At 39.7% G+C, this 12,342-nt stretch carries 12 protein-coding genes and 4 tRNA genes; 14 read left to right on the top strand and 2 right to left on the bottom strand.

The annotated features are described in order from the left end of the window. Positions 1–36 precede the first annotated feature (36 nt). Both AC5YDM_RS09145 and AC5YDM_RS09140 read left to right on the top strand, forming a co-directional pair. A complete protein-coding gene (locus AC5YDM_RS09145; protein WP_496151799.1) occupies positions 37–1,050 on the top strand; it encodes an outer membrane protein assembly factor BamD in 1,014 nt (337 codons plus the stop codon). 143 nt (positions 1,051–1,193) lie between these two features. Continuing rightward, a complete protein-coding gene (locus tag AC5YDM_RS09140) occupies positions 1,194–3,137 on the top strand; it encodes a DNA primase (protein ID WP_496151798.1) in 1,944 nt (647 codons plus the stop codon). A gap of 73 nt (positions 3,138–3,210) precedes the next feature. On the opposite strand, the gene hemA is transcribed toward AC5YDM_RS09140, so the two are convergent. After that, positions 3,211–4,494 carry a glutamyl-tRNA reductase gene (hemA, locus tag AC5YDM_RS09135; RefSeq protein WP_496151797.1) on the bottom strand — a complete coding sequence of 428 codons (1,284 nt, stop codon included), beginning with the start codon at positions 4,492–4,494 and terminating at the stop codon, positions 3,211–3,213. 75 nt (positions 4,495–4,569) lie between these two features. Between hemA and AC5YDM_RS09130 the strand changes: the two genes are divergently transcribed. From AC5YDM_RS09130 to panD, 11 genes are all read left to right on the top strand, one after another. Next, positions 4,570–6,276 carry a tetratricopeptide repeat protein gene (locus AC5YDM_RS09130; RefSeq protein ID WP_496151796.1) on the top strand — a complete coding sequence of 569 codons (1,707 nt, stop codon included), beginning with the start codon at positions 4,570–4,572 and terminating at the stop codon, positions 6,274–6,276. A 10-nt stretch (positions 6,277–6,286) separates the two neighbouring features. Then, positions 6,287–6,871 (top strand): lipoprotein insertase outer membrane protein LolB, encoded by a 585-nt coding sequence (gene lolB / locus AC5YDM_RS09125; protein ID WP_496151795.1) that lies wholly within the window; start codon positions 6,287–6,289, stop codon positions 6,869–6,871. Between the two features lie 19 nt (positions 6,872–6,890). Then, entirely contained in the window at positions 6,891–7,721 is an 831-nt protein-coding gene (gene ispE, locus AC5YDM_RS09120) for a 4-(cytidine 5'-diphospho)-2-C-methyl-D-erythritol kinase (RefSeq protein ID WP_496151794.1), read from the top strand. Positions 7,722–7,725: 4 nt separating this feature from the next. Beyond that, positions 7,726–7,800 (top strand) — tRNA-Gln (locus AC5YDM_RS09115). 35 nt (positions 7,801–7,835) lie between these two features. Next, positions 7,836–7,910 (top strand) — tRNA-Gln (locus tag AC5YDM_RS09110). A gap of 26 nt (positions 7,911–7,936) precedes the next feature. Then, positions 7,937–8,011 (top strand) — tRNA-Gln (locus AC5YDM_RS09105). Positions 8,012–8,103: 92 nt separating this feature from the next. Then, positions 8,104–8,178, top strand: a tRNA-Gln gene (locus AC5YDM_RS09100). A 36-nt stretch (positions 8,179–8,214) separates the two neighbouring features. Further along, positions 8,215–9,168 (top strand): ribose-phosphate pyrophosphokinase, encoded by a 954-nt coding sequence (locus AC5YDM_RS09095; protein ID WP_496151793.1) that lies wholly within the window; start codon positions 8,215–8,217, stop codon positions 9,166–9,168. Between the two features lie 102 nt (positions 9,169–9,270). Continuing rightward, on the top strand, positions 9,271–9,564 hold the full coding sequence (gene rplY / locus AC5YDM_RS09090) for a 50S ribosomal protein L25 (RefSeq protein ID WP_496151792.1): 294 nt from the start codon (positions 9,271–9,273) through the stop codon (positions 9,562–9,564). 19 nt (positions 9,565–9,583) lie between these two features. Continuing rightward, on the top strand, positions 9,584–10,162 hold the full coding sequence (gene pth, locus AC5YDM_RS09085; RefSeq protein WP_496151791.1) for an aminoacyl-tRNA hydrolase: 579 nt from the start codon (positions 9,584–9,586) through the stop codon (positions 10,160–10,162). A gap of 146 nt (positions 10,163–10,308) precedes the next feature. Next, on the top strand, positions 10,309–10,689 hold the full coding sequence (gene panD / locus AC5YDM_RS09080) for an aspartate 1-decarboxylase (protein WP_496125183.1): 381 nt from the start codon (positions 10,309–10,311) through the stop codon (positions 10,687–10,689). An 80-nt stretch (positions 10,690–10,769) separates the two neighbouring features. Here the strand turns inward: panD and AC5YDM_RS09075 are convergent, their stop codons facing one another. After that, entirely contained in the window at positions 10,770–11,267 is a 498-nt protein-coding gene (locus tag AC5YDM_RS09075; protein WP_496151790.1) for a DUF1289 domain-containing protein, read from the bottom strand. Positions 11,268–11,384: 117 nt separating this feature from the next. Here AC5YDM_RS09075 and trhO point away from each other — a divergent pair, with 117 nt between their 5' ends. Further along, positions 11,385–12,317, top strand: coding sequence for an oxygen-dependent tRNA uridine(34) hydroxylase TrhO (gene trhO, locus AC5YDM_RS09070; RefSeq protein WP_496151789.1), 933 nt, complete (start codon positions 11,385–11,387; stop codon positions 12,315–12,317). Positions 12,318–12,342 lie beyond the last annotated feature (25 nt).

Raw genomic sequence — 12,342 nt, 5'->3', positions numbered from 1 at the left:
TTGTAGCCTATTGCCCGTATAAACAGAGGAATTTTTATGTCGCTACCACGTTATAAAGTTACAATGCTTGCTTTATCGCTAGGTTTAGCAGCTACTTTCGTTGGCTGTAGCAGTAATCCAAAGAAAGAGGTAGTCGACACAGGCCCTCAATCAAGCGAACAAGTTTATTATGATAAAGCACAGAAATCATTAGATCGTGGACAATATGGCGATGCTGCAAAATCACTAGAAGCTCTAGAAACTTACTTCCCAACAGGTCAATATACGCAACAATCTCAACTCGATTTGCTCTACACAAAATTTAAGCAGAAAGATTATGAAGGTACTGTGGCATTGGCTGATCGTTTCATTCGTTTAAATCCACAGCACCCAAATGTGGACTACGCTTACTACGTCCGTGGCGTGGCGAATATGGAACAAAACTACGATGGTTTAATTCGTTATACTTCATTACAACAATCACATCGTGATGTAAGCTATTTAAAATTAGCCTACCAAAATTTTGTTGATTTCATTCGTCGTCATCCAAGCAGTCAATATGCTGTAGACGCTGCACAGCGTATGAAGTTTATCGGTCAAGAATTGGCTGAAAGTGAAATGAATGCCGCTCGTTTTAACTTAAAACGTAAAGCGTGGTTGGGCGCTATTGAACGCTCACAATGGGTGGTTGAACATTTCCCACAAACCCCTCAAGTTCCTGAAGCTCTAGCAACCATGGCATATGGTTATCAAAAACTTGGTGATAATGCGACAGCACAACAGTACATTGATGTTTTAAAACTTAACCACCCCAACATGGTGAGATCGAACGGCGAAGTGAATTTACGCGCTGCACGTCGTGACAGTAACTGGTTGAACAAAGCAACTTTAGGTATTTTAGGACGTGAAGAACGTGCTCAAAGTATAGAAACAGCAGAAGTTGAAAAATCACAAGATACCTCACCAAGCTTATTGAATCGTTTCAGTTTTGGCTTATTGGGTGATAAAGATTCAAATGTTGAAAGTGCTCCTGCAAACGAAAGTTTGTATGACCCACAGCGCACTCAATAATTTTAATCTTGAGATAAAGCGGGAATTATTTCCCGCTTTTTTGTTGCTACAATTTAAATCAAAATCATGCTTTAGGCATGTTTCTCTAGCTAATTTACGTTAAACTCATCTTTACCCAAAAATCTGTTCACTGACTTTTTAATATGGCAATTCCTCAGCATACGATTGATCAAATTTTAGATCGCACCGATATTGTCGATCTAATCGGTCAACGTGTGAAGTTAAAAAAGTCAGGTCGTACCTATTCAGGCTGTTGCCCTTTTCATCAAGAAAAATCACCGTCTTTTCACGTCTATCGTGACAAGCAGTATTTTCACTGTTTTGGCTGTCAAGCCAATGGTAATGCCATTCGCTTCTTAATGGACATAGACAATCGTAATTTTGTCGATGTGATGAAAGATTTAGCCAGTCAAACAGGTATTGAACTGCCTAAAGATAATTTCGACTCTAAAAAGCTATCTTATAAAAGAGAAGCTGCAAAACCTAAAGTCGCTCCAGTACCAGCATCTCAAGATACTCAACAGAGTAAGATATCTTCGGATCATCAACAGAATACTGCTACACCACTACCTCATGAATCTATAGAGCATTATTCCGATCCATTTGAAGCATTCCAAAACTATGCTGAGTTTGATGGATCTGACTTTATACATTCTGATGTAGCTTTCACAGATCAATATGATCAGCAAATTCCGCAAGATGGCAATTTGTATGACCTTCTCGAAAGTGTCGCGCTCTATTATGAAAAGCAATTACCCCATAGTAAAATTGCACAACAGTATTTTAGACATCGTGGGCTGAGTGCTGAAACTGTTAAATATTGGCGTTTAGGTTATGCCCCTGAAGATTGGCAACATTTAGAAAAAACTTTTCCTCAAGATATTGAAGGATTAAAACTGCTGGGACTCATTCGCACCAGTGATAGTGGTCGTGACTTTGACCTGCTTCGCGAACGTGTAATTTTCCCTATTCGTGATGCTAAAGGTCGCGTGGTTGGCTTTGGTGGTCGTGCTTTAAATGACGAAATTAAGCCCAAATATATCAACTCGCCCGACTCTGAAGTTTTCCATAAAAACCAACTACTTTACGGGCTGTATGAAGGTCGTAAACTCAAAGCCGAAAACTGGCTCATGGTTGAGGGCTATATGGATGTGATTGCCTTGCAACAAGCAGGCATCCCTGGAGCAGTTGCAACATTAGGTACAGCAAGTAATGCTGACCACCTGAGCACGCTATTTAAGCAGAATAATCAGATTACGATTGCTTTTGATGGTGATGCAGCAGGACAAAAAGCAGCAAGAAGAACCTTGGAAATCGCTTTACCTTTATTGAATGATGGTCGTGAACTCAAGTTCTTTATCATGCCCAAAGAGCATGATCCTGATTCCTTAGTCCGTAAAGAAGGCTTAGAGACTTTCAATCAACTTTGGCAACAAGCGCCTCTACTTTCAGATTTTGTTTTCGCACTACTCAGTCAACAGTACGAAATCACAACCCCTGAAGGTAAAAGTCAGGTCATGGCGGAACTCAATCAACTGACAGAATTGATGCCTAAACACGGCTCTTACCGTTATTTGATTCGTCAATTTTTTAAAGAAAAATTAGGCTTTAATAAAAAATGGCAACCTCAAGTCAGTCTTGATGCTTCATTGTCATTTAATATTCGTACTAAAGATGAAGATTTTGCAGTAGCGATGCTAATGCACCACCCTTTCCTCTATATTCATTTTGAAAATTTACGTGCTTACCTGCCTGAAAGTGAACTATTGGCTCAAATTCTAAAAATTTTCAATCATATATTTGATGATCTTCCTGATGATCAAGAACTTGCAACTTATTATATTTTAGGTGCTTGCAGTGCTTTTCATATGGAACTCGCTGAAATTATGAATCGAACCAATATTCAAGCTTTGACACAAGCACCTGAAATGGCTGATAAATTAGCTTCGGAATGTTCTTTATCTTTACAAGAAAAATTTTTACGTCAGAAACTCAAAAAGCCTGCGTCTTTAATTGAATCACGCCACCTAAGACAACAGTTGAATGATTTGACCAAACGCATTGGTTTAAGACTGTTGAGCGAATAATTAATCTCTTTAAATGAGACGTTTTATTCATGCTTTAAATAGCATTTCTTGATACAGATGAATGATCTTTAGATTAGTGTTTAGCTTTACGTTGCTTCTGGAAAATATCATCCAAACTTTCTTTCAAACCTTCAAAGTTTGAAGGATCTTCAGATTTAGCCACTTCACGCAATAACAAAGATGTTGGATGCAATAATTTTTGAGTTAAGCGATGTGCAAACTCTTGCATGACTAATTCTGCATCTTCACCCGACTGCAAACGCTCTAAAGCCAATTTAAGTTCTTGCTCTTTGTTCTGTTCGCCTTGATCACGATAAGACTTAATGACTGGTCCTGCTTGATTGACTTTCTGCTGGACAATCAATTGAGTTGCGAGCTGGTTGACCATGACTTCAGCTTCAACCGCCGCTTGGCGACGTTGTGCTAAGTTTTCATCAATCACACTTTGTAGGTCATCTACCCCATACAAATAAACACCATCAAGCTGCTCAACTTTAGGTTCAATATCACGCGGAACAGCCAAATCCACCACCAACATTTGCTTATATCGGCGCTGCTTGAGTGCTTTTTTTACATCATCATACGCAATAACTTGATGCAAACTGCCTGTACAACTTGAAATCACATCTGCACGATGTAAATTTTCTGAAAGTTGATCAAACGGGATAATTTCAACTTGAACCCGATGTGAAATTTCAGAAGCCAATAAGTCAGCACGCTCTCGACTACGGTTACAAATGAGGATTTTAGCAACACCCATTTCAGCAAGATGCTTCGCAACTAGACTATTCATCTCACCTGCTGCGACCACCATCACCGTCAGCTTTTCAGGTTGACTGAAAACTTGCAGTGCTAATTGCGCTACCGCATAACCCATAGAAACAGCGTGACTCCCTACTGCAGTTTCAGAACGAACGCGTTTTGCTGCATAGAAAGCATATTCAAATATACGATTTAAATCTGCTGAAACAACCGCAGACTCTTTAGAGATGCTCAATGCTGATTTAACTTGCCCCATAATTTGAGGCTCACCTAACATCAGTGAATCTAAACCACTTGCCACTCGCATTAAATGCGTCACCGCATCTGCATTTTCATGACGATAAACATGGTGTGACAGTTGGTTTACATCAATACCATTTTTCTCTGCAAGCCACTCGAGTACCATGTCAGCGTTTTCTGCCATGGCATACACTTCAGTGCGGTTACAAGTGGATACCACGACCATGTCATTTAAAGTCTGGTCGTGACGCTGCTCAAGCAAAAGTTCTTTTAACTTTTCAGGGTTAAAAGCGACTTGCTCACGCAATTCAACGGACGCGGTTTGATGGTTGACACCCAATGCAAAGAAAGACATATCAGATCATCAATTCACTAAATTTATGCTATTGTGCAATAACGGTGTCATAAAAAGCAGTACTTGGATAAAAATTTGCGTCAAATAAATAGCCGAATCAACGGCATGACAATTAAGCAGTATTCTACCACAATCTTATTGGCTGGTAGCATGACTTACAGTGCTCATATTAGAGCATCTGAAGAAAATTATCATGCACAATCAAATCAAAATGCTATCCAACAAACGATGATGGCAGAGTTTGCTATTGCCGCAAATGATACAACCACTGCCCTACATAACTATACTGTACTTGCGATTCGTAGTAATTCAACTGCAGTTAAACAACGCGCTTTGAACATCGCACTCGATGAAAATGACTTACAAGCAGCACTAAATATTGCCACACATTGGGTGGTTCAAGAGCCTACAGATGTCCCTGCAAAATTTTATTTGGCACACATCGCCCTCAAAGCCCATGAATACGAATTGGCTGCAGATGTTTTAGACAGTATTTTAAAAATTGACCCAGACTCTGATTTAGAGTTGATTCTAGAGGGAATTGCACCTGAATCTGATGAAGATCAGCTCAATTTACTCAATACGCTCAGTAAAAGTAAAGAAAGTAATAACCCTTCTTTACTCGCTTTGATTGCCAGCCTAGAAGCAAAAAATGGTGATGTGGAACAGGCTCTTCAGACTATTAATAAAGCACTGAGAAAGCGTCCAAAAGTCACAGGTTTCATCCTTTTAAAAGCCAACCTACTCATGGCGATGGGTGATACCGATGCCACCTTAAAATGGTTTGCCAAAAGTAGTCGGAAAAATCGTAACAATCTAGAAGTGAATCTAGCGGAAGTGCGCTTCCTAATTAAGCTAAATGAAGCTGAACTTGCATTAGAAAAACTAAAAAAAATCATTAAAAAATGGCCAGATGCAGAAGAGGCGTTATTTATCGCTGGATTAACCGCGATTGATTTAAAGCAATACGATCCAGCAGAACAGTTCCTCATTCAATTACGATCATCTTCAAAATATCAAAATGATGCTTATTACTATCTCGCAGTAAATGCAGAACGAAAACAACATCTTGAAACTGCTAAAGCCTATTATCGTTTAGTTGATGGCAACCTCTACATGGTGTCACGTCGTAGTTTAATTTCAATTTATGAAAAACAAGGCAAACTCAATGATATGTTGCGCTTTCTGACTCAAGAACGAGTTAACTATCCACAACATGCGAGTTTCTTATATCAAGCTCAAGCTGAAATTTTAAAAAGAATGGGCAATAAAAAAGCGGCTCTTGGTTTACTCAAAGAAGCCGCTAAAAATCTACCTGATGATCCTGAATTACTATACTCACAAGTGCTCTTGCTTGATCCATTCACAGAAAGAGAGCTTTTAGACAGTACACTTAAACAGTTACTCATGATTGAGCCTAACAATCCGAATTATCTCAACGCATATGCTTATACCCTTGCACTGCAAAATAGACGCCTAGATGAAGCAAGAAGCTATGCAGAACAAGCTTTAGAAAGCGCGCCAGATCAAGCCTCTATTTTAGATACACTCGGTTATATCACCTTCTTACAAAATGACTTTAAGACAGCATCTCAAGTGCTTGCCAAAGCTTATCAATTGAGTCAAAGCATCAATATTGGTGTTCGTTTAGCAAAATCATTGTATATGCAGGGTTCATTGCCTGAATTTAGTCATTTGTTACAACAACTCCAACAAAATCATCCGAATGATCCTCAATTAGAACAGTTGAATGGTTTATTGTTGCCTGAAAATTTCCAATGAGCGCGCATCCATGCATCCAATTGCAAAAATAACTTTTATTCTAAGTAGTGCATTCAGTGTATTGGCAATGACCGGTTGCCAAAGTTTAAGCACTCAAAAACCTTTAGGCACTTCAACCATTCCACAGGCTGAAAATCAATTTCAACTTCAGGGGAAAATTGGGGTTAAAACACCTCAGCAATCTGGAAGTGCTTTTTTTACATGGATTCAAAACCAACAACAATTTGATATCGAACTCAGTGGTATTCTCGGTGTCGGTAAAACTCAAATTTCAGGACAACCTGGTCAAGTGACTTTAAATAGCGCTAAAACAGGTAAAATTGAAGCTGCAACACCCGAAGAACTATTAGCTCAAGCGACTGGATGGCAAGCACCGATCACAAACTTAGTGGATTGGGTACAAGCTCAGCCAGCATCGAAGAATGCTCAAATCGAAAAAGATCAACAACAACGTATCCAGCAGATTATTGAAGATGGTTGGACTGTGGCTTTAAGCTACAATGACAATGCAAAACTACCGAACAAGCTTATTTTGCAACAACAGCTTGAAACAGGTAAAGAAAACCGTATTACAATGGTCATTCAAAATCGTTAATTTTAAAAGTTCTATCTTTATGATTCGTGTCCCATCTCCAGCAAAACTTAATCTTTTTTTGCATATCACAGGTCGTCGTGAAAATGGTTATCACGAATTACAAAGTATTTTTCAGCTCATAGATTTATATGATTGGATGGAATTTGAGCGAACAGATAACAATTCAATTCAAATTGAAGGATTGAACAGTGTTGATCTTGAACAGAACCTCATTTACAAAGCGCTACAAATGATCAAGCCCTACGCAAATATTGATCAACTTGGCTTAAATATTCGTATTGAAAAAAATATTCCAATGGGTGCAGGACTCGGTGGTGGCTCTTCCAATGCTGCTACCACCTTGATCGTTGCCAATAAAATCTGGCGATGCGGTTTAAATACCGATCAACTTGCCGATCTAGGGGTTAAATTGGGTGCAGATGTTCCTATTTTTATTCATGGTAAAAATGCATGGGCAGAAGGCATTGGTGAACACTTAACATTCATAGACTTAGATCAGAAACAATACATAGTGCTAAAACCTGACTGTTTTATCAGCACTCAACTGCTTTTTTCACAAAAAGCGTTGACAAGAGACACGAAGAGCACTAAATTTTGCGCCTATCAGATAAAGCCCTCTGATTTCGGAAATGCCTTTGAGCCTTTGGCAAGAAGTTTATATCCTGAAGTCGATGAAGCAATGCAATATTTAGATCAGTTCGGTGTTGCAAAACTTACAGGTACAGGTGCTTGTGTTTTTACTGAAGTAACTGAGAATATGAATGTAGAAGAAATTTTTGCTCATTCACCATGTAAATCTTACGTAGTGAATAGCTTAAAAGAATCTCCGCTCAATCATTTCGAAGTTTAATGATAGGGGTATCGCCAAGTGGTAAGGCACCGGGTTTTGATCTCGGCATCCGTTGGTTCGAATCCAGCTACCCCTGCCATCATTTTCATCTGTAGATACATATTGTTGTGTATTAGGGGTATCGCCAAGTGGTAAGGCACCGGGTTTTGATCTCGGCATCCGTTGGTTCGAATCCAGCTACCCCTGCCATTTACAACACAACATATGATCAAATTAGGGGTATCGCCAAGTGGTAAGGCACCGGGTTTTGATCTCGGCATCCGTTGGTTCGAATCCAGCTACCCCTGCCATTTTAAGTTCAAAAAGACAGAACAACTTACGCTTAGAAAATGTCAAACAACCTTGACAAATTCTCGTAAAACTATTAAAGTTCTGCCGCATTAGGGGTATCGCCAAGTGGTAAGGCACCGGGTTTTGATCTCGGCATCCGTTGGTTCGAATCCAGCTACCCCTGCCATCTACTTTTAAATTTTCCAACCGCCAAGGGTGCTTCATGCCCAATCTTGTCGTTTTTAGTGGAACAGCGCATCCACAATTCGCCCAAAAAGTCGTAAGCCATTTACATATTCCTTTAGGTGCTGCATCTATTGGTCAATTTTCTGATGGCGAAATCGCTGTCGAAATTACTGAAAATGTTCGTGGTAAAGACGTATTCATCGTACAACCTACTTGTGCCCCAACGAATGATAACCTTATGGAAATCCTCGTTATGGCTGATGCTTTGCGTCGCGCAAGTGCAGGTCGTATCACTGCTGTTATCCCTTACTTCGGTTATGCTCGTCAAGACCGTCGTCCTCGTTCTGCTCGTGTGCCTATCACAGCTAAAGTTGTTGCAGACATGCTTACAACTGTAGGAATTGATCGTGTTGTTATGATCGATTTGCATGCAGATCAGATTCAAGGTTTCTTCGATATTCCTGTAGATAACATCTACGGTACTCCTGCACTTCTTGCTGACTTACGTCAACAGCAGCATCACAACTTAATGGTGGTTTCACCTGACGTTGGTGGTGTGGTTCGTGCACGTGCAGTTGCGAAGCAAATGGGTGATATCGATTTAGCAATCATCGACAAACGTCGTCAAAAAGCAAATGAATCACAAGTGATGCATTTGATTGGTGATGTTAAAGATCGTGATTGTGTCATTGTCGATGACATGGTGGATACAGCGGGTACATTGTGTAAAGCTGCTGATGCACTTAAATCATTTGGTGCTCGTCGTGTTGTTGCTTATGCAACTCACCCAGTACTTTCTGGTAAGGCACTAGAAAACTTACGTAATTCTGTGATTGATGAATTGGTTGTTACTGACACAATTCCGCTTTCTAAAGAAGCATTAGAACTTGGTAAGATTCGCCAAGTTTCAGTAGCTAGCATGGTTGCTGAAACAATTCGTCGTATTAACAACGAAGAATCTATTAGCGCGATGTTTGATTCTTATCTATAATAGCGCGCTGAATTTTTAAAAGCCTCATCAATATTGGTGGGGCTTTCATCACTAGACTGGTCGAAGGTCTAGTCAATTAAACTTAAATTAGGAATGTCTATCATGGCAAACTTCGTATTAAATGCAGTAGCTCGTGAAGAAGCAGTTCAAGGGAAAGGTTCGAGCCGCCGCCTTCGTTTACAAAACAAAGTACCTGCAATCATCTACGGTTCAGGCGAACCTGTTGCAGTAACTTTAGAACTTCGTGAATTAGTTAAAGCTTTAGAAAGCAAAGCTTTCTTCGAAGAAACTGTTGAAATCAATGTTGATGGTAAAGTTGAAAGCGTTAAAATCCAAGCGCTTCAACGCCACCCAGCTAAAAACACTCCTATGCACGCTGACTTTAAACGCGCATAAGTGTTGATGGTGTAAATTAGTGTCAAATATTTCACTGATTGTAGGTTTGGGCAACCCAGGTTCTGAGTATGCCCAAACCCGCCATAATGCAGGGTCTTGGTTCGTAGAACGCCTTGCAGAGCAATATGGCATCGCATTAAAAGCTGATCCAAAATATAAAGGGATTAGCGGTCGGGGTAAAATTGAAGGTCAAGACGTTCGTCTCCTATTACCCACAACCTTTATGAACCTCTCAGGTCAAAGTGTTGTTCCCTTCGCAAAATTCTATCAAATTGCTCCAGAAGCAATGCTCATTGCTCACGATGAACTCGATATGGATCCAGGTGTGATTCGCCTTAAAACAGGTGGTGGTCACGGTGGACATAACGGTTTACGTGATATCGTCCCGCACACAGGTCCTAATTTCCATCGCTTACGCATAGGTATTGGTCATCCAGGTTCAAAAGAACGTGTATCAGGACATGTTTTGAGTAAAGCACCATCAAGTGAGCAAAAGCTTATGGATGATGCTCTTCATCACGCATTAAGCCGCATAAAATTATTGGTTAATGGTGAAGTTCAACAGGCAATGAATCAAATAAACGCCTATAAACCTTAATTTATAAAATTAATCTTTGTTAAACAATTTCTCTTGCCACGATCAAATTTTGAGAGCAAAATGCGCTTTCAATTGCATCCCCCGACATAGAAGTTGTTGTTAAATCATAAGATAACAACCACAGGGCAAACCAGGAGACGCTTTCCATGCTATCTCGTTTATTAAAAGCAAAAATTCACCGTGCAGTCGTAACTCAAGCAGAACTTCATTATGAAGGTTCATGTGCGATTGATGGTGTGTTATTGGATTTAGCAGGTATTCGCGAATATGAAGAAATTCATATTTGGAACGTAACCAATGGTAAGCGTTTTACAACGTATGCTATTCGTGGTGAAGAAAATTCAGGCATCATTTCTGTAAATGGTGGCGCTGCACATCAAGCTGATATTGGTGATCTTGTGATTATCGCAACTTTTGGTGATTTCACTGTTGCTGAAGCAGATGCTCATAAACCACGTCTTGTTTATGCAAATCCAAATAATACGGTAAACCACACAGCCAATTGTATTCCTGTACAAGTTGCTTAAGGCTTTCCAATAAAAAAGCTCGCGATTATGCGAGCTTTTTTATGTTCAATTTTTAAATCAATTCGCAGTCGCAAAGTTGCTCAGCGTTCCAATTGATCATCCTGTAAGGTTTTAAGCAAACTTTGACTAATGCCATCAGCGCGTAACCAAGCCAATTCATAGCTCGCATTTGCAAGTGCCAATACACGTCTTTCAAATTCTGTCCATAATGGCTTCACTTGATTAGACTGAATACCTAAACCACTATCATCAGCTAAATTTTTATTTTTTTCACAAATCTTTAATGCATGATACAAACGACGACCTTTGGTTGCATTATCAAATACACGAACGCGTTTAGAATGGATAAAACCATTAACAACTACAAGATTTGCATGAGGTAGCATCGGCACTAAAATTTGATCAAGCTGTGCATCTAGACGAATCCAAATAGCTTGTCTTTGTTCTTCCGTGTATGTATTCCAACGAATCACCTCATGATTAAATCTACGGCAACCACGACAGACTGCATCACCAAATACCGTTGAACAACGTCCTGCACATGGGGTAAGAGAAGGTATTCGACGATCACTACTCAAAATTTACTTCCTCAATAAACCATAATTATTATATGGTTTTCTCGCACATTGAACAAATTCGCGTTAGAATACGCGCCTGAAATTATCCCCCCTATATTAATACATTTGGAGTACTCCATGAACGCTACTGTAGAACAGCTTGCACCTGTAGAACAGCAAGCGACCACAAGTTGGGTTGTTGCGGCACTTTATCAATTTAAAGAAGTTGAAAATTCTCTTGATCTTCAACAACGTCTTTTAGACTTGGTAAAAACCATTAACTTGTGCGGTACTCTAATTGTTGCAGATGAAGGTATTAACGGAACAGTAGCCGGTGATCGTGAAGCTATTGATGTAATTCATCAGTTCCTTCTCAATGAAGGTTTTCAAGACATGGAATATAAGGAATCTCAAAGTGATGAGAAGCCATTCCGTAAAATGAAAATTAAACATAAAAAAGAAATCGTGACTTTAGGTGTAGAAGTAAAACCGCGTGATCTCGTTGGTCACTACCTCGACCCTAAAGAATGGAATGATCTAATCGCACGTGATGATGTGATTTTGGTCGATACACGTAATGATTACGAATATAAAGCAGGCACATTCAAAGGTGCAATTGACCCAAAAACAGAAACTTTCCGTGAATTCCCTGAATACGTCAAAGAAAACTTAGAACAGCATAAAGATAAAAAAATTGCCATGTTCTGTACAGGCGGTATTCGTTGTGAAAAATCTACCTCACTATTGCTTCAAGAAGGCTTCACTGAGGTTTACCACCTCAAAGGTGGTATTTTGAAATACCTTGAAGAAACACCCGCCGAAGAAAGCATGTGGGAAGGTGAATGTTTCGTATTTGACGGACGTACTGCTGTTACTCATGGTGTAGAAGAAGGCGAAAATATTAAGTGTCATGCATGCGGTTGGCCACTTCTTCCAACCGAAGTAGAATTAACAAGCTATGAGCATGGTGTTTCTTGCGTACATTGCATCGAAAAAACCACTGAAAAGCAAAAAGCAGGTTTCCGCATGCGCCAGTCTCAAATTGCTGCCGCAAAACGCAAACGCCTTTAATATTGCAAATTAAGACATATATTGA

The organism is Acinetobacter sp. CY81 (assembly GCF_059515925.1).
This window is presented reverse-complemented; position numbering and strand designations above follow the sequence as displayed.

What these genes read in the sequence shown, in the direction of transcription:
- AC5YDM_RS09145 (WP_496151799.1), top strand. Translation starts at nt 37, where the DNA reads ATGTCGCTACCACGTTATAAAGTTACAATGCTTGCTTTATCGCTAGGT.
- trhO (WP_496151789.1), top strand. Translation starts at nt 11,385, where the DNA reads ATGAACGCTACTGTAGAACAGCTTGCACCTGTAGAACAGCAAGCGACC.
- rplY (WP_496151792.1), top strand. Translation starts at nt 9,271, where the DNA reads ATGGCAAACTTCGTATTAAATGCAGTAGCTCGTGAAGAAGCAGTTCAA.
- panD (WP_496125183.1), top strand. Translation starts at nt 10,309, where the DNA reads ATGCTATCTCGTTTATTAAAAGCAAAAATTCACCGTGCAGTCGTAACT.
- hemA (WP_496151797.1), bottom strand. Translation starts at nt 4,494, where the DNA reads ATGTCTTTCTTTGCATTGGGTGTCAACCATCAAACCGCGTCCGTTGAA.
- AC5YDM_RS09095 (WP_496151793.1), top strand. Translation starts at nt 8,215, where the DNA reads ATGCCCAATCTTGTCGTTTTTAGTGGAACAGCGCATCCACAATTCGCC.
- AC5YDM_RS09140 (WP_496151798.1), top strand. Translation starts at nt 1,194, where the DNA reads ATGGCAATTCCTCAGCATACGATTGATCAAATTTTAGATCGCACCGAT.
- ispE (WP_496151794.1), top strand. Translation starts at nt 6,891, where the DNA reads ATGATTCGTGTCCCATCTCCAGCAAAACTTAATCTTTTTTTGCATATC.
- lolB (WP_496151795.1), top strand. Translation starts at nt 6,287, where the DNA reads ATGCATCCAATTGCAAAAATAACTTTTATTCTAAGTAGTGCATTCAGT.